16 protein-coding genes are annotated in these 17,932 nt (G+C 35.9%); 10 read left to right on the top strand and 6 right to left on the bottom strand.

Going from position 1 to position 17,932, the window contains the following annotated elements; all coding sequences use genetic code 11:
- Positions 1-9 precede the first annotated feature (9 nt).
- Positions 10-576, bottom strand: a complete 567-nt coding sequence (locus I6U49_RS13070; protein ID WP_198629140.1) for a PAS domain-containing protein — start codon at positions 574-576, stop codon at positions 10-12.
- Between the two features lie 551 nt (positions 577-1,127).
- On the opposite strand from I6U49_RS13070, the gene I6U49_RS13065 reads away from it, so the two are divergent.
- Genes I6U49_RS13065 through I6U49_RS13055 form a run of 3 tightly spaced genes read left to right on the top strand, consistent with a single transcriptional unit; the run spans position 1,128 to position 3,793 of the window.
- On the top strand, positions 1,128-1,718 hold the full coding sequence (locus I6U49_RS13065; RefSeq protein WP_193712003.1) for a HupE/UreJ family protein: 591 nt from the start codon (positions 1,128-1,130) through the stop codon (positions 1,716-1,718).
- A gap of 57 nt (positions 1,719-1,775) precedes the next feature.
- Positions 1,776-2,207, top strand: coding sequence for a deoxycytidylate deaminase (locus I6U49_RS13060; protein ID WP_193712002.1), 432 nt, complete (start codon positions 1,776-1,778; stop codon positions 2,205-2,207).
- Positions 2,204-3,793 (top strand): S41 family peptidase, encoded by a 1,590-nt coding sequence (locus tag I6U49_RS13055; RefSeq protein WP_198629139.1) that lies wholly within the window; start codon positions 2,204-2,206, stop codon positions 3,791-3,793. Before I6U49_RS13060 ends, I6U49_RS13055 begins: the two co-directional genes overlap by 4 nt.
- A 306-nt stretch (positions 3,794-4,099) precedes the next feature.
- Here the strand turns inward: I6U49_RS13055 and I6U49_RS13050 are convergent, their stop codons facing one another.
- Genes I6U49_RS13050 through I6U49_RS13040 form a run of 3 tightly spaced genes read right to left on the bottom strand, consistent with a single transcriptional unit; the run spans position 4,100 to position 5,482 of the window.
- Positions 4,100-4,705: an FAD-dependent oxidoreductase gene (locus I6U49_RS13050; protein WP_198629138.1), complete on the bottom strand. Its 606-nt coding sequence runs from the start codon at positions 4,703-4,705 to the stop codon at positions 4,100-4,102.
- Position 4,706: 1 nt separating this feature from the next.
- Positions 4,707-4,904: a hypothetical protein gene (locus I6U49_RS13045; protein WP_193711999.1), complete on the bottom strand. Its 198-nt coding sequence runs from the start codon at positions 4,902-4,904 to the stop codon at positions 4,707-4,709.
- Positions 4,901-5,482: a MarC family protein gene (locus I6U49_RS13040; protein ID WP_193711998.1), complete on the bottom strand. Its 582-nt coding sequence runs from the start codon at positions 5,480-5,482 to the stop codon at positions 4,901-4,903. The genes I6U49_RS13045 and I6U49_RS13040 overlap by 4 nt, the downstream gene beginning before the upstream one ends.
- Positions 5,483-5,616: 134 nt before the next feature.
- Between I6U49_RS13040 and I6U49_RS13035 the strand changes: the two genes are divergently transcribed.
- The 5 genes from I6U49_RS13035 (at position 5,617) to I6U49_RS13015 (ending at position 10,716) form a co-directional block, all read left to right on the top strand.
- Positions 5,617-6,180 carry a DUF3109 family protein gene (locus I6U49_RS13035; RefSeq protein WP_193711997.1) on the top strand — a complete coding sequence of 188 codons (564 nt, stop codon included), beginning with the start codon at positions 5,617-5,619 and terminating at the stop codon, positions 6,178-6,180.
- A 216-nt stretch (positions 6,181-6,396) separates the two neighbouring features.
- Positions 6,397-7,221, top strand: coding sequence for a DUF4412 domain-containing protein (locus tag I6U49_RS13030; protein ID WP_193711996.1), 825 nt, complete (start codon positions 6,397-6,399; stop codon positions 7,219-7,221).
- A gap of 8 nt (positions 7,222-7,229) precedes the next feature.
- Positions 7,230-7,583, top strand: a complete 354-nt coding sequence (locus tag I6U49_RS13025) for a DUF4870 domain-containing protein (RefSeq protein WP_198629137.1) — start codon at positions 7,230-7,232, stop codon at positions 7,581-7,583.
- Positions 7,584-8,141: 558 nt separating this feature from the next.
- A complete protein-coding gene (locus I6U49_RS13020; protein ID WP_198629136.1) occupies positions 8,142-9,074 on the top strand; it encodes a ribonucleotide-diphosphate reductase subunit beta in 933 nt (310 codons plus the stop codon).
- A 295-nt stretch (positions 9,075-9,369) separates the two neighbouring features.
- On the top strand, positions 9,370-10,716 hold the full coding sequence (locus tag I6U49_RS13015) for a deoxyguanosinetriphosphate triphosphohydrolase (protein ID WP_198629162.1): 1,347 nt from the start codon (positions 9,370-9,372) through the stop codon (positions 10,714-10,716).
- A 78-nt stretch (positions 10,717-10,794) separates the two neighbouring features.
- Here I6U49_RS13015 and I6U49_RS13010 read toward each other — a convergent pair whose 3' ends face one another.
- Together I6U49_RS13010 and dxs are read right to left on the bottom strand one after the other, a co-directional pair.
- Entirely contained in the window at positions 10,795-11,817 is a 1,023-nt protein-coding gene (locus I6U49_RS13010; protein ID WP_193711993.1) for a DUF3078 domain-containing protein, read from the bottom strand.
- A 32-nt stretch (positions 11,818-11,849) separates the two neighbouring features.
- Entirely contained in the window at positions 11,850-13,628 is a 1,779-nt protein-coding gene (gene dxs / locus I6U49_RS13005; RefSeq protein ID WP_193711992.1) for a 1-deoxy-D-xylulose-5-phosphate synthase, read from the bottom strand.
- Between the two features lie 97 nt (positions 13,629-13,725).
- On the opposite strand from dxs, the gene I6U49_RS13000 reads away from it, so the two are divergent.
- Positions 13,726-14,175, top strand: coding sequence for a nucleoside deaminase (locus I6U49_RS13000; protein WP_198629135.1), 450 nt, complete (start codon positions 13,726-13,728; stop codon positions 14,173-14,175).
- Positions 14,176-14,300: 125 nt separating this feature from the next.
- Positions 14,301-17,891: a metallophosphatase gene (locus I6U49_RS12995; RefSeq protein ID WP_198629134.1), complete on the top strand. Its 3,591-nt coding sequence runs from the start codon at positions 14,301-14,303 to the stop codon at positions 17,889-17,891.
- The last annotated feature ends 41 nt before the right edge of the window (positions 17,892-17,932 follow it).

Raw genomic sequence — 17,932 nt, 5'->3', positions numbered from 1 at the left:
AGCACCATACTAACCTGCCTTCCTTTCCAGGGCCAAATAATGGGTTGTGTTTTGAGTTTTTAAAGGAATAACATTAATCTCGCATTTATAAGTGCTTTTATCCTTCTTATAATTAACCAAAACCTCAGTAAAAGGTTCATCCTTAGCTAACTTATATCTTATTCTCTCTAAAGCAGCCGGATCGGTTTCTTCTCCCTGTAAAAAATGTGGAGTTCTATTAATTGCATATGTACTGCTATATCCCGTCATTTCAGTAAATCCTTCACTCACCCATTCGATCTTAGCCTTTTTATTGGTTACCACTAAGGCATCAAAAGATTTTCCCTTAAAAATAGCATCTAAATCGTTAGTCCATTCAAACTTCTCCGCCAATTCTTTAAAACTATTAATACTATTCTGTTGCCTTATAATTACTAACTGCCTCGAGTAATAATCATTATAAATATCCCAACTTCTTAGCGGCATCAATTTAATTTCAGAAGCCCTTATCTCATTTTCTATTGCCCTGGATTCCTCCAAACTAAGAGAGGAAAGGTAAATATCCAGAGACTGCATATTCATAAAGTTTTTCTTCATAATCTTTTCTTTTAACAACAAATACGCTCTTGCTACAGTTTTTTAAAATGGTTAAAAAATAGCTTACAATAATTTTATTATACAAATAAACTATCTCGGAGTTATACCCTCTGGCGGTGCCAATAAACACACGACAAGCCTGCATATTCTTAGGTGGAAACACCTGGACGTAAAAGCAAGGCCTGGGACACTAAAACCCTGTAACTGAGTAAATTTAAAAATCAATATAACAGGCAATATTAACCAAAAGTCCACTAAACATTCTTTAAACTAACGTTAATGTTTGAGTTTTTAGCTGAAATATTAGACATAATATAAAAGGAGACCGATTACCAAATAATTTAAAGAAGTACAGAAAATAGAGTAAACTACCTCGGGATATTACACCATTTGGCGGTGCCAATAAAGGAGCAAATACTTTTAAAATCTAATATTTACGGCAAGCTTTTGAAGATAAAAAGAAAGCTAGAAATGGCTTTAATTAGGCCTTTCTAAAGCTTTTGCGAATTTCTGAATAAGTTGTACTTTCGGGTCTTTCTAAATAATTAGATATGTCTCAATTTTGGCTGTATTTTAGATTGGGTTTAGAACACGTTCTAGACTGGCAGGCTTACGATCATATTCTGTTTTTAATTGTTTTGGTTACAGCCTACACCTTTAGCAGTTGGAAACGAATTCTTTGGTTGGTAACCCTGTTCACGCTGGGTCATACTCTTGCATTATTTTTATCGGTTTACGGTATTGTTAAAGTAGACGCTGCCTGGGTAGAACTCCTAATTCCGGTGACTATAATTCTTACAGCTTTATACAATTTAGTAACTGCCAGCAAAAAAGATCGTAACAAAAACCATAATCCTCTATATTTTACTACCATTTTCTTTGGCTTAATCCATGGTCTTGGTTTTTCCAGCTATTTCAAAATGGCTTCTGCCAATATTGAAAATAAATTTTTACCACTTCTAGAGTTTGCCCTCGGAATAGAAACAGCCCAGGTTATAGTTGTAATTGCTGTTATGATTCTTGGTTTTATTGCCCAAAACATCTTTTCGGTATCTAAAAGAGACTGGGTATTAATAAGTTCGGCAATAGTTATCGGTATTATTTTGCCTATACTTCAAAAGAATTTTCAGGCTATTTTTTAAATTAGAACGCTCTAACAAAAGCGAAATGGCACCTTAAAAAGCCGGAAAATATTAATAATGAATAAAAGAAAACAATTAAAATACGATAAAGCCTACTTGAGAATTGCTCGCGAATGGAGTAAATTATCGCAATGCAAAAGAAAACAGGTTGGCGCAGTTATTGTAAAAGATAGAATGATAATTTCTGACGGTTTTAACGGCACCCCTACCGGTTTTGAAAATTATTGCGAAGATGATGAAGGCTACACCAAATGGTATGTACTCCACGCTGAGGCCAATGCTATTTTAAAAGTTGCAAGCTCTACTCAATCTTGTAATGGCGCTACATTATATATTACAATGTCACCCTGCAAAGAATGCAGTAAATTAATCCATCAAGCGGGTATTACCAGATTGGTTTATCATGTAGACTATAAAGATAACTCAGGCCTGGAATTTCTAAGAAAAGCCGGGGTAAGCCTTGAACAAATAAATGATTTAGAAGATTGAATACCAGGCAAAAAATATTGATTCCTATTTTTCTTGCTTCAGCCTGCGCCCTGGGCGTATTGCTGGGCGCCAAACTGGATTTCTCTTCTTCTGACGCACTTTTCTCTTCCAACCCAAAAAAGCAAAAGCTCAACCGACTTATAGACTACATAGACTATGAATATGTAGATGATGTGAATACCGACAGTATAGTTGATCTCACAGTGAATAGAATTCTTGAAAATCTAGATCCACATTCGGTATACATACCTAAAGAAGAATATGCAGGAGTCATAGAAAATATGCAAGGGGATTTTGTAGGAATTGGTGTTAGCTTTTATAATGTAAACGATACGGTTGTGGTAATTCAGGCTCTGGAAGGCGGACCTAGCGAAAAAATAGGTATACGTGGTGGAGATCGCATCCTTTATGCCAACGGCACACCACTCTTCAATAAAAACATTAGTAACGATTCACTAACTAAACACTTAAAAGGTGAAGAAAATTCTCAGGTAACCCTTAAAATTAAAAGAAAAGGAATTAAAGATCTACTAACCTTTAAAGTTAAAAGAGGAAGGGTTCCATTAAAAAGTGTAGACGCGGCCTATATGTTATCGCCTGAGCTGGGCTATATTAAAATAAATAGATTTTCTGAAACTACTTATAAAGAATTTAAAGATGCACTAAGGAACCTTAAGAAAAAAGGAGCTAATAAAATTGCCTTAGACCTTAGAGACAACCCCGGAGGTTATCTTTCTGAAGCTATTAAAATTGTAGATGAATTCCTGGAAGACGAAAAGCTTATACTGTATACAAAAAACAAAAATGGTGCAATTGAAGAAACTTTTTCAAGACAAAAAGGACTTCTGGAGAATGGAGATTTGTATGTACTTATTAATGAAAGTTCAGCCTCTGCCAGTGAGGTTGTAGCCGGCGCTTTACAAGACAACGATCGTGGCACTATTGTAGGTCGTAGGTCTTATGGGAAAGGCCTTGTACAACGTGAAATGGAATTAGGAGACGGTAGCGCAGTTAGGTTAACCATTGCACGTTACTATACTCCAACAGGCCGCTCTATCCAAAAACCTTACAATAACGGAAACGAAAGTTACTTTAAGGATTATATGCGCCGTTACAAGAATGGCGAACTCAACAGCGCCGATAGTATAAATGTAGACGATTCCCTTAGGTATGAAACCCCTAAAGGCAAAGTAGTGTATGGAGGGGGTGGAATTATTCCCGATATTTTTATTCCGCTAGATAGCGATAACGAAAAGAATAACATTAAGCTTCTTCTGCAAGGTGGGTATATGAGTAGGTTTATCTTTAATGTACTGGAGAAAAATAGAAGTTTTTATAACAATGTGCAACGAAAGAATTTTGAGGGTGAAGTAATTATCTCAGATAAGATGGTACAGGATTTCATTGATTTTGTAAACAATGCAAATATTAGACTTGATGTACAGAATCAAAAAAGCCTGGTAAAACAATATTTAAAAGCTGTAATTGCCCAACAATTATACGGCACCAATGCTTTTGAAAAATTAATCAACAAAAATGACCCAGGAATAAAAAAAGTGCTTGAATTATCGCAAAAAAATCAATAGATTGCAGTTGTGATTGCAATTAATGAGAATCTTATAATTTTCTTTACAATTTCGCCGCTATTTTTCTTCATTATAGCGGTAAGCTTTAGGTTATTGGATAACAGCGCTTTGCTATTTTTACAGAAAGAAATTCTCGTTAACTCCTCTAATGTTTCAATAAGTTGTATAAAAAGTCAAATACAAATTACAGACGATAAAGAATTTAAAAATAAATTAAAACTGGCTCTGCTCTACAGAAGAGTACACCACACGTGTCTAATTTTAATGCTTTTTTCTATACCACTTATGTTTACAGGATATTATATGTTATAGTATTTTATCGTGTACCTTAGTTTGCTCTCCCGTCCATAAACTTAAAATATCTGTTGCTACACTTGCACCACTTCCACAGGCTATAGCAAATTGACTTCTCCAACCGGCAAGGCTACCTGCTACATAAATACCCGGTTTTACTAAATGATCTTTATTTTTAAGCTGAATACGATTTTTGGACACCTTTGCTTTTTGATGCGGTATCACTTCGCTTTCCAATCCTTGAATTCTAAACGGGCTGGTATAACCGGTGGCTACAACTACAATTTCAGTTTGATAGTTATTTTTATTGGTAACTACCCTAAAACCCTTGTCTAAAGTAACAATTTCCTTAACTTTTTCTCCCTCTATTTGTTCAATATCGGGATATTGCTCCTTTAAATGAACAACGCCTTCTTCCATAATTTGCTTCCCCGTAGTTCCTGGAACCACACCCAAAGCATTATTCAGCATAGCCGAGTTTAGATGAGAGGCTTTTTGATGCATAACTATTCCCACTTGCCTACCCGGAACTACACCTTTATGGATAGCTGAACCCAAAATTAGCGCGCAAGACATTCCTGCAGCTCCACCGCCTATAATAATAGTGTCAAATTTCATCTTACGAATTATGCTTTTCAGCAATACTCCTTGAGGTCAACAAAATGCCCATAAGCACAATAAGACAAAGACTTCCTACTATTACAAGTACAGCTGTTCCACTATCTCCCTTTAAGAGATCGTCAAAATCTAACGCGGTTGTACTGTAGCCCATAATAACTACAGCTAAAAAAATTACGGTATAAATAAATAACTTCATGTAAATAAACTCTGAATGTTAGTGGCAAATAATTTTACAGCAATAGCCAGTAAAATTACACCAAATACTTTTCTTATAACACTAATCCCCTGGCTTCCTAAAACCCGCTCTATTCTATTAGAGGATTTTAACACCATATATACAAAGATAATATTGATTAGGATAGCGACAATAATATTTATCGCTTCATATTCTGCTTGTAGCGATACCAAGGTAGTAAGCGTACCCGCACCCGCAATTAGTGGGAATGCCAACGGAACAATAGAAGCTGTTTCCGGCTCATCGTCCTTATAAAGCGTTATTCCCAAAATCATTTCAAGGGCTAGAAAAAATAGAATAAATGCGCCGGCCACAGCAAACGAATTTACATCTATCCCAATAAGGTTTAAAATCTCTTTCCCTACAAATAAGAACACAATCATGATAATACCTGCAACAACCGAAGCCTTTTCACTTTGAATATGCCCAACTTTTTTACGCAGGTCTATAATAATTGGGATATTTCCAATAATATCAATTACCGCAAAAAGAATCATTCCGGCTGTAAAAATCTGTTTTACATCTAGTAATTCCCACATAACTACCATTTTAAAAAATATTGCGCAAAAGTAATTTTTAAAAACACAGTATCAAGGAATTAGCAGGTAAAAATTTTATTAAAATTAAGCCTGTTTTTTTTCAGTAAAAATACCGATAGAGCTATATTTGCCAAATGTTTCAAATAGGAAAAACCATAGTTTCGGAAGAAATCTTGACCAAAGATTTTGTTTGTAACCTTTCAGCCTGTAAAGGAGCCTGTTGTGTAGATGGCGATGCTGGGGCTCCGGTAACCCCTCAAGAGCGGGAAATTCTCGATGAAATATACCCAAAAGTAAAACCATACTTACGCCAAAAGGGAATAGATGCCATAGAGGAACAGGGCACCTATATAACCACAGATCTTGATGAAATTGAAACACCTTTAATAAATGGTGCCGATTGCGCCTATGTAACTTTTGATGAGAAAGGTACAGCGCTTTGTGCTATTGAAGAAGCTTACAACCAGGGTGAAATAGACTTTAAAAAACCTATTTCCTGCCATCTATATCCAATAAGAATTCAGGAATATTCAGAGTTTTCAGCAGTGAATTACCACAAATGGCAAATTTGCGATGATGCCTGCAGCCTTGGAGCCGAACTTCAGGTACCTGTTTATAAATTTACCAAAGACGCGCTTATAAGGAAATTTGGTGAAGATTGGTATAACCAATTAGAAGAAGCTGCAAAAGATTTATAATTCACCCCAACCAAATTCAAGCAACTGACTTTCAGAACTATATTTTTTAATATTCTAAATTAATTTGTATATTTAACCTTCAATTTTCATACCCTATAATACCGATTTAACCCTTACATCGGTATTTAAACAATCCCCTACATTTTTAATTAATTCTGCCCCATAGTTTAATTTTTAGGCTTACAGCTTATTTGATAATCTTAAAACTCAAACATTATGAAAAAACCAATCTTAATGGGGTTTGCACTCCTATTCTGTATTTCCACGATGGAGGCTCAATTTCTCAAAAAATTAAAAGAAAAAGTCGAAAAAAAAGTGGAACATGCGGTAACCGAAAACATATCGAACAAAGCTGCGCGCGAAGCTAATAAGTCTCTAGATAAAATGTGGGACACACAACTTAAAAACAGCCCAATTCCCATGGGGGCCAATAGAGTGGATATTAGCGAAGTGCCGGAAGCTTATAATTTTAATTGGGAATACCAATTATATTTGGAGACCAAAGAAGGGAACATGGACATGACGTACTTTTTAAAAGAAGATGCTCCATATTTTGGTATACGAATGCCCCAGGTAGAAAACATGTTTATGGTGATGGATATGACTAAACAACTTAGTATTATGTATTTTTCTTCCGGTGAAAATAACTTTATTACCGCCACCAAAATAAGCGACCTTAACAATACCCAGGAAGATTCCAACCCTTATAAGGATACAGAGCTTAAAAAAATTGGAACTAAAAATATCATGGGATATGAATGCCAGGGCTATGAAGCCGAAACCGAAGAACATAAATTTACATTCTATATTACACGTGAGGCACCTATAACTTTCGCCAATATGTATAGTGATGAAAAAAGTAATATTCCGAAAGGCTGGAATGCAGATTGGCTGGAAGAAGGCGATGCTTTGATGATGGAGATGCAAATGATAGATAAAAATAATTCTAATCGCAATGCCAATATGCGTTGTACCGGTTTGGAGAAAAAATCCTTTTCAATAAATAAAAAAGATTATGCCGCATTAGGCTCACCTAACTAATAAATATCATGGAAAATTCAAACACGCACACCAACGAATCTAAAAGTACATTCGATCCTAAAACCATAGCTATCATTGCTTATTTAACCGTAATTGGCCTGGTAGTAGCTTTTGTTTTAAACAACGAGAAAAAAGATGAATTTGCTGCTTTTCATATAAAGCAATCTCTGGGATTGATATTAATTAGCCTCGGACTTTTTATTATAGGTATGATTCCAATTTTAGGATGGATATTAAGCTTTCTGGGTTCTATTTTTCTATTGTATTTATGGGTAATGGGGCTTATTAATGCAATCAACCATAAAACCAAAGCCGTACCAATTTTTGGCCAGCAATTCGAGAAGTGGTTTGCCAATATATAATCAATATATCCTCACTTCCCTTCCAGGGCTAATATTTAATCTAAATAATTTATTGAAACAAAATTAAGGAATTAGAAAAGGGGAAAAGTCCCATAGATATTGTTTTACGAAAATTTTAAACACTTTTTAAAAAGCGAGAATATAGACTAAGAGAGTTTTTAATATAGAAAAAGAGTCCTACATACAACAGATTACATCTTTATCTACTCTGGGAGCTATCTGGACATGCTTTGAACAGAAATTAAACGACTTTTCAATTGGTAGCCATCTTAGAACATTAAATCCGGACCTTTCAGCAAACTACCTCGAGGTAAGCTTCGGGGTAATATACCCTTTCACGGTACCGGGAAATTTTATTAGTATATAAAAAGGAATGTTTTCTTCATAAGTTTCAAAAATATCGATAAAATGCAAAAAATATAGACGTAACACCCTAATTATAAACTTTTTATGTTGAAAACTTTGTGGAAACATTAAACAATAAACCAATAAAATATTGTTAATAATTATCGATATTTATTAAATAATTATCATTTATACATTAACAATATCGTTTTTATGGATAAACAGAACCCCAGGCTTCGAGACAATAAAGACAGGTTTATAATATTTCCTGTAAAACATAACGATATTTGGGATGCTTACAAAGCAATTGAGGCTAATTTCTGGACCGCAGATAAGATAGATATCAATCAGGATTTGGAGGATTGGAAAAACCTAAGTGAAGAAAAACGTTCGCTCCTCCGTAAGGTAATTGGACTAATTCTTCATTCAGAACATAAACTAAATGGAAAAATTATAGCTAGTCTTAATAAAAATATAGAGTTGCCGGAAGTAAAGTCTTTCCTGGACCTTCAAACAGTAATGGAAAATACACATACTGAATCTTACGGTATCTTTTTAAACACATTTTTAAGCGCAGCAGAACAAGACCTGGTTTTTAAAGAAATTGAAGCATTTCCAGCTACTCTGGCAAGAGAAAAATGGATTAAAAAATGGACCAACAGCTCGTCTTTTGCCGAAAAACTGGTTGCACTGGCTACCGTGAAAAGTATTTTTAACTATAGTTGCTTTGCAGCCCTTTTTTGGATTAAAAACTGTGGATCAATGCATGGTTTAGGTTACACCTATGAGGTGATTTATCGCGATAAAGCTATTCACCGCGATTTTGCAACGCTCCTATTTAAAGATCATCTATTAGAAGATATTTCAGATGAAAAAGTTCAGCAAATAATTGAGGAAGCTGTGGCTATAGAAAAAGAAGTTATTTATAATTTTCTTCCGTTAAATTTAATTGGCCTTACCACAAAAGCTTTAGACGAATACCTGGATTATGAAAGCAATAGGCTTTTTACAGATTTAATGGTGAATAAAAGTTTAAACGAAAAGGCATTTAGCAACGAAAAACTTTTGAAAAAAAGAGCACAAGACCTTTCAAAAAACTTAGAAAAAAACAAAGATTATAATAATCTTAGAAAGAAAACAGATTAAGAAAATTATACATAACTAACGAAAACGGTATTATATATTTTAGTTTTGGTTAAAACAGAAACTTTTAAATCTCGAGGATCGAGTAAAACTGAAACCAGTACCATATTCCCCAATGTGGTACTGTTTCAGCTTTTTTAAGCAAAGCTGCTGCCGAAACTACTACTCTCTAAACCGCATGCGTCTTTCTTTAAAATTTACTTTCAGCAATTCATTAGGAACTAGCTTGTAATCTTAAGGCTTTTTCTATTTTTGGGACTAAATTCAAACTCAGCTTTTAACTAAGGATAAAATTATGATGAACTGGGAGCAACTCCTCTCGCTAAAACGTTTTGGAGACACGAATAAAAGGCTAAGGAAAGAGCAAAACGAAACCCGACTGGGCTTTGAAGTAGATTACGATCGTATTATTTTCTCTTCGGCTTTTAGAAGTCTACAGGACAAAACCCAGGTAATACCTCTTTCTAAAACCGATTTTGTACATACCCGACTAACACATAGTTTAGAAGTATCGGTAGTAGGACGTTCTTTAGGTAGGCTGGCAGGCCAGAAAATTCTGGAAAAACATCCACACCTGGCCAACATACACGCTTATAAAATGAACGATTTTGGTGCCATTGTAGCTGCGGCTGCTCTTGCTCACGATATTGGAAATCCGCCTTTTGGACATTCGGGAGAAAAAGCAATTGGAGAGTATTTTAGCCACGGAAACGGAAAACGCTTTAAAACTAAACTCTCTAACAAAGAATATCAGGACCTGGTTAAGTTTGAAGGGAATGCCAATGGCTTTAAAATACTAACCCAAAACAAACCCGGAATCTATGGTGGCCTTCGGCTATCTTATGCCACTTTAGGTGCTTTTATCAAATACCCAAAAGAATCTCTGCCACACAAACCCACATCGAATATAGCCGACAAAAAATTTGGCTTTTTTCAAACCGAAAAGGAAATCTTTGAAGAAGTAGCCGTAGAGCTTGGCCTTTTAAAAACAGGAAAAGATAACGATATAAGTTATTATAGACATCCCCTTGCGTTTTTAGTGGAAGCAGCAGATGATATATGTTATACTATTATCGATTTTGAAGACGGCATTAACCTTGGCCTTATAGATGAAGATTATGCACTTGAATATCTTATAAAACTAGTTAAAGACAATATAAACACCAACAAATACAATAGCCTTACCAATACTGCCGATAGGCTTAGCTATTTAAGGGCACTAGCCATTAATAGACTTATTACAGAGGCAGTAGAAATTTTCCTGGAAAACGAAGATGCCATTCTTGCCGGAAATTTTCATCAGAGCTTACTGGACAAGAGCAAATATGAAGCCCAAATAGACGATATTATTAAAATTAGTGTTGAAAAAATTTACCAAAGCGAAGAAGTAATCAATAAAGAGATTGCAGGCTATAAAATGCTATCACACCTGTTAGACACCTATACCGAGGCCTTGCTTCCAGAAGAAGATCAGCATAATTCCAATTTTAATAAACTGGTTTTAAAATCTGTACCAAACTTATCTGGCTTACAGGAAAACTCGTCTGTTTATAAACGTTTGCTGGAAATTTGTTCTCATACCGCTTCATTAACCGATGGCTTTACCGTGGCTTCTTTTGAAAAATATAAAGGCATAAAACTATAGGACCTTAAAAAAAGTTAAACAATTATGCTTACCGGCTACCATCTTTAACAAAAATGCCGGCTTAGACAGCCGGCATTTTTAAAATTCATAGACGAGCCCTACACCTAACATTTGCTTAAATTGCACCCTGGGACCGGTAGTTTCCAGTTTACCATCCCCGTTTGTATCTTCTTTAAACTTCACATCATCATCATATCGCAAGTGGGAGCCCACATTGGCTTTTATAAAATCGTTTACTTTTAAATCTACCCTTAGTTGCCATTCCACATCAATATTTCCGAATTTATTCAGGTAATCTGAATACAAGCTTAACTGACTATCTAACTCAACATTCTCAAAGATTTGTTTTGAAAAATCACTGGTAACAAGAAACCCTATTTCTGTTCGTACTTTCTCTCCTTCTTCCACAATATTACCAAGTGTATCGCGAACTGCGCCGGTAACACCAAACATACCTTCGTTTGCCAATCTTTGGTCTAAAACAAAAGTTGATTTTTGTGTAAGTGGTGAAATATATACTTTAAAATCTTCTATAGGATCAGAATATTCGGTACCAATACCTAAAAAGAAATAACCAGGTGCCATAAACTTCGAGATAGGACTATTAGTATCGGGGTACTTATATCCATTGGTAAATTGTGTATTAAAATTGAGTTTTGCTGAATAAAACCAGTTGGAGGTAGAATCCCTTCTATATCCAAAAGAGGAAGTTAAACGCAGTTCATCCTCAGTTTTCCTAAGTTTCTGGCCTTCCTGAGAGTTAATACCATAACGTGTCACAATCTTATTGCGCCAATAAAGATCATCTTTTTTATAATTTCTCTCCAGGTTACCATAAACAAGGGCCGAGACTGAATTATTTCCACCGGCATTCCAATTTACAAAGGCCACTTCGCTAAGGTTAACCCCAACTTCATTTTTCTGTGTCCAAAATGTAACAACCACAGAGTCCACCTTTTTCTCGGGCGGCTCTACTTTAATAGAATCTGAAGGTTTTACCGTATCCTTATAATAATGAGGGTAATTATAGGAATTTAGATTTTTTGCGGTTGAATTTAGATGTATTAAGCAAGCCAGGAGACATAAGACTTTGATTTTCATTAGTTAATTTAGATTTTTTCGGAATTGCAAAATTAAAGATTTTGAAGAAGAGAGACTATCACTTCCTCAATATATTCAACGTTAATTTTTGCAATTTCTTGTAACTCCTTTATTTTTCCTTGTTGGATAAATTCATCTGGCACACCTAAACTTCTAATTTTAGCTTTATAATCGTGTTTTGCGGCAAATTCTGTCACTGCAGAACCAAAGCCACCTGTCACTACCCCATCTTCTATCGTAACAACATATTTATACTTTTTAAATATAGTATGAAGTACTTCTTCGTCTAAAGGTTTTACAAAACGCATATCATAATGACCAATGCTTTTGTTTTCTATCTTTTCTATCGCCTTATTGGCATTATAAACCATATTCCCAATACTCAAAACAACAAGATCATCACCTTCCTGCAAACAATTTGCTTTCCCAATTGCTACCTCTTCAAAAGGAGTCTCCCAAACTTTTTGAATCCCTCTTCCACGAGGATATCTTATGGCTAAAGGTAACTCTATACCAAGTTGAGCGGTATAAAGCAAATTTCTAAGTTCTGTTTCATTGCTAGGGGTAGCAATAATAAGATTTGGTATACATCTTAAATAAGCAATATCAAAAACACCGTGATGGGTAGCACCATCTTCTCCAACCAGTCCTGCCCTATCCAGGCAAAAAATAACAGGCAGTTTTTGCAATGCTACATCGTGAATTACCTGATCGTAGGCGCGTTGCAGGAAAGTTGAATAAATAGCACAAAAAACCACGAAGTCCTGAGTAGCCATTCCTGCAGAAAGTGTTACTGCATGCTGTTCGGCTATACCAACATCGAAAGCCCTTTCGGGAAAAGCCTGCATCATAAATTTAAGGGAGCTTCCCGTGGGCATTGCAGGGGTAATTCCTATAATTTTCTCATTTTTCTTGGCTAATTCCACTAGAGTAAGACCAAAAACATCCTGGTATTTTAGCGGCAGTCCGGCCGTATCGTAAGTTAAAAGCTCTCCGGTCTCGGGCTTAAATTTTCCCGGGGCGTGATACTTTACCTGGTCTTCTTCTGCTCTCTTTAAACCTTTACCTTTAGTGGTAATAACATGAAGAAATTTTGGCCCTCTAATTTGCTTCATTTGTTCAAAAACTTCCAATAATCCACCAATGTCATGCCCATCTACGGGCCCGAAGTATTTAAAATTTAAAGCTTCTATAATATTGCTTTGCTTTGGCTTATAGCCTACCCTTGCTTTGGTTAAATATTGCTTTAAAGCTCCCACACTGGGATCTATACCAATAGCATTATCATTAAGAATAACCAATAAATTGGCTTTGGTCACTCCGGCATGATTTAATCCTTCAAAAGCCATCCCACTTGCAATAGAAGCATCTCCCACTACCGCTATATGGTGTTTATCTAAGTCTCCTTTTAAATTGGAAGCAATTGCCATCCCAAGCGCTGCAGAAATTGCGGTTGAGGAATGCCCTACCCCAAAAGTATCGTACTCACTTTCTTCCCGCTTTGGAAATCCACTAATGCCATTAAGCCTTCTGTTTGTATGAAATTGCAGGCGTCTACCCGTTAAAATTTTATGACCATAAGCCTGGTGACCTACATCCCAAACTAAAAGATCTTTAGGGGTATTAAAGGCATAATGTAGCGCAATAGTTAATTCTACCACCCCAAGGCTGGCGCCAAGATGCCCTTCTTTTGTGGCTACAATGTCTATAATAAACTTGCGAAGCGCAGCTGAAACTTCCTGCAGTCTTTCTGCCGGAAGTTGCCTTAAGTCTTCGGGAGTAAATATATCTTCTAAAATATTGGTATTCATAGTAAGCAAAGTTAAGCTTTGAAAATATATTTCTCATAAGGTTTTCTTCAGAAGCTAATTTTATAATTTTATCTTTCCAAAGAAATATAAAAGTAAGATGTTACAACCCTACAACGACGAATATTTTATGCGAAAAGCCCTGGAGGAAGCTGAAAAAGCTTTTGAAAAAGGCGAGATTCCTGTGGGCGTTGTTGTAGTTATCAACAATAAAATTATTGCACGCGGTCACAATCTAACCGAAACCCTTAACGATGTTACTGCCCATGCCGAAATGCAAGCCATAACGGCTGCCGCTAGTTTTCTTGGCGGAAAATATCTAAAAGATTGCAGTATGTATGTTAGTTTGGAACCCTGCCAAATGTGTGCGGGTGCTTTGTATTGGAGTCAGATTTCAAAACTTATTTTCGCTGCAGAAGACAAGCAACGCGGTTATCGCAAAAGCGGCGTAACACTTCATCCTAAAACCCAGGTAAAATCGGGTATCCTAGCAACAGAAGCTTCTACTTTATTAAAACGCTTCTTTATTGAGAAAAGAAATTTAAATTAAGTGGACAACATTTACGTTAAAGACTTGCTAACACCAAGTGTTATAATGCGTTAAAAACTATTGTTAAGTTGCATTTTTTCTAAAAATTTGTGATTCTATAACAATAATTTTCGTTTTACGCATCTATGGGGAATTACAATACAATTTTTAAATTATTACTATTTTTTTCGTTTTTAGGAATAACAGCAAATGCTCAGGTTACTCCCAATAAAGAAGAACCTAAATCTTTAGAGCATACTTTTTATGTTACAGCAAACCTGGGCAATAATCTTACCGATGAGGCCCAAAAAATACTCAAAGCAATTATAAGAGCTTCAAAAAAAGACAAAGAAGCAACACTTTTAGTTCCCGGGAATTTTCTTCCGCCCAAAGGATTTCAAAAAAACGATGCTAAACGTAAAGCTCAAAAGCAATTTCTCAAGCAACAGTTATTAAATAGAGTTCAAGACTTTAATGGCACCGTGGTTTTTACTCCCGGGCAAAATGAATGGACCAAACAAGGCCAGGATGCCATAGACGATTTAGAGTCTTTTCTTCAGGATAACCAATCTAATGTAGAAGTTTGGCCAGATGACGGCTGCCCTATTGAAAGTGAAGAAATTGCACCCAAAGTAGTTCTTGTAACAGTAGATACACAATGGTACCTGGAAAACTGGAACGAACATCCTAATATGAACACAAAATGTGATATTAAAACCAGAGAACGCTTTTTTGCCGAGTTTAAAGATGATATTAAAGATGCTCATGGAAAAACAATTATAGTTTCTATGCAGCATCCTGTAATGAGTAATTCAAAAAAATCTTTTGCCGAAAAAATTGGTGGTTTTACGCCACAAGATTATCAAAACGATGCGCATAGTTATTTACGGGGAAGATTAGAAACCCTGGCAAGCCAGTTTGATAATGTGATTTTTGTTTCCGGGAAAGATGAAAACCTTCAATATCTAGAAGATGATGGTATTCCACAAATTATAAGTGGAAGCATTGGAAAAACTAAAAAGCTTAGTATTAGAAAGGAAAATGAACACTTCGGAACAACTAAGCCCGGATATGCAAAAATAAAACTCTATAAAAACAACGAAACCCTAGTCGAATTCTTTTCCATAGAAGATACAGAAAATCCTATTTTCAGCAAAAATATTAAAAGCGACGAACCCAACTGGAATGAAATTAACTTTAAGACCAAAGAGGAAATTGGGGATAGCATAAGTGCTTCTATTTACACCAGGGAGGAAACCGATAAATCTGGGCTTTACAAATCTCTTTTTGGGGATTTTTACAGGGAAGTTTACAGCAAGAAAATTAAGGCTCCCGTACTGTTTCTTGACACCCTGGATGGAAATCTTGAGCCTTTAAAAGAAGGCGGCGGCATGCAGTCTAGATCTCTGCGTTTTATAGCCGATGATAAAAACGAATTTACCATTCGCGCGCTTAAAAAAAGCGCTACCCGCTTTTTGCAATCGGCTGCTATAAAAGATCACTATATTAAAGATTATATAGATAATACGGTGGCGCAGCGCTATGCGCAAGACCTTTTTACCACAGCACACCCTTATGCACGATACTCTTTAAAACATATTAATGATTTACTTGAAATAAATGCCGGAAAACCTCAAATATTCTATATCCCAAAGCAAAAAGCACTGGGGCTAAATAACGACGATTATGGAGACGAATTGTATATGTTTGAAGCCCACGTGGGCGATGAAAACAAAGGCTTTGAAAAATTTGGCTCCCCTGAAGATATTATTAGTACCCGAGATCTTCTGGCAGAATTAAAAGAGTCTAAAAACGTTAAGTCAGATGAAGTTGCATTTATAAAAAATAGGTTGGTAGATATGTTAATTGGTGACTGGGATAGGCACTACGACCAATGGCGATGGGGTCTGTATACACAACCCAATGGCATTAAGCTTTATAAACCAATTCCCAGAGATAGGGACTTTGCATTTCCTAATTACGATGGTTTTATTCCAGACCTGGTAAAATTGGGTCTGCCAATAGTACGCAAAATGGAAACCTACGATGAGAATGTAGATAATGTAAAATGGTTTAACCTTTCTGGATATCCTTTAGACCAGCGACTATTGAAAACTTTAGATTGGGAAGATTGGCAGGAGCAGGTGAACTTTATTCAATCCCGGCTTACCAACGAAGAAATAGAAACTGCTTTTGAAGCTTTACCCGAAGCAGTTCAGGATGAAACGATTAAAGACATTAAAGCACAGCTTAAGGCCAGGAGAGATAATTTAGGCGATATTGCTAAGCGGTATTACAACTACCTCCAGGAATTCCAGGTATTAACAGGAACCGAAGAAGATGACATATTTCATATTGAAAGAAAAGAAAACGGTATTACTGCGATAGAAATGATTAATGAAGACGGAAAAAAAGTCTTCAGTAAATCTTATAATTCTGAAGCTACCGATGAGATTTGGATCTACGGCCTTGATGGAGAAGATACTTTTAAAGTTACCGGTGATGAAGAAAACCCAATTAGAATCAATGTTATTGGTGGGGAAGAAAATGACATTTACGATTTTAAGAACACCAAAAAAGTTAAACTCTACGATCATAAAAGCAAGGAAAACACCATAAAAAATCCAAAATCTAAAAAATGGCTGGTAGATGATTACGAGATCAACACATACAATCCCGACAAGCGGTTAAAGACTGAAAATAAAATTTTGCCGCAAATAGACTATAATGGTGACGAGGGACTTTCTTTAGGCTTAAAAAACACCTACACCACCTATGGGCTAACCAATAATCCCTTTAATACAGAACATAGTTTTGATGCTTCCTATTATTTTGCAACCAGGGGTTTTGAAATAGGCTATAAAGGAGAGTTTGCACATATTTTTTACAACTGGAACCTGGGAATAGAGGCACGCTATACCAGTCCTAATTTCGCATTAAACTATTTTGGAAAAGGTATAGAATCGCAAAATATGCGAGACCGCTTTGGACGCGATTATAACAGGGTGAGAATTGAACAATGGGAATTTGCCCCATCGCTTATATGGCGTGGAAAATTTGGTGGAAGCTTTTATTTTAAACCAATGCTGCAATCTAAAGAAGTGTCTTATGACGAAGAACGTTTTATTGCCGACGCTTTTTCTAAAGAAAACGATCTTTTTAATCAGCAACTTTATGCCGGTGCTGAATTAAACTATCGTTATGAAAACAGGGATAACCCGGCATATCCTTCCCGCGGATTTGAAGCTGATCTTACTACAGGTTATAAAACCAATATTGATGAACATAATAACGAATTTGCTTATATAAGTCCGTCTTTAGCTATTGATTACCCCCTGCACGAAAGCGGTATTGCCGTATTGGCCACCAAAATTGGCGGAAAAGTAATTATTGGAAATGATTACGAATATTATGATGCTGCAATTTTGGGCGGAAACAATAATCTTAGAGCCTATCGCTGGGAACGTTTTAACGGAAAACGATCTTTCTACCACTCTACCGATCTTAGAGTTGGTGTAAGCCGATTTAAGACTAATTTTATTCCATTGCAAATTGGTGTAAGCGCAGGTTTTGATTACGGTAGGGTTTGGACCGAAAGTTCAAATTCAGATAAATGGCGAAACAACTATGGAGGCTCTATCTGGATTAATGGCTTTAACGCATTTACCGCGAATACCGGTTATTATTATGGTGATGATGGAGGAAGGTTAACCTTTACTCTTGGGTTCAAATTCTAAAAACATATTCCTTATTTCCACAAACCTGTGGAAATAAAAAT

Source organism: Salegentibacter maritimus (genome assembly GCF_016236915.1).
GTDB classification, from domain to species: domain Bacteria; phylum Bacteroidota; class Bacteroidia; order Flavobacteriales; family Flavobacteriaceae; genus Salegentibacter; species Salegentibacter maritimus.
Note: the sequence above shows the minus strand (reverse complement) of the source record. Positions and strands in the feature narration are given on the sequence as shown.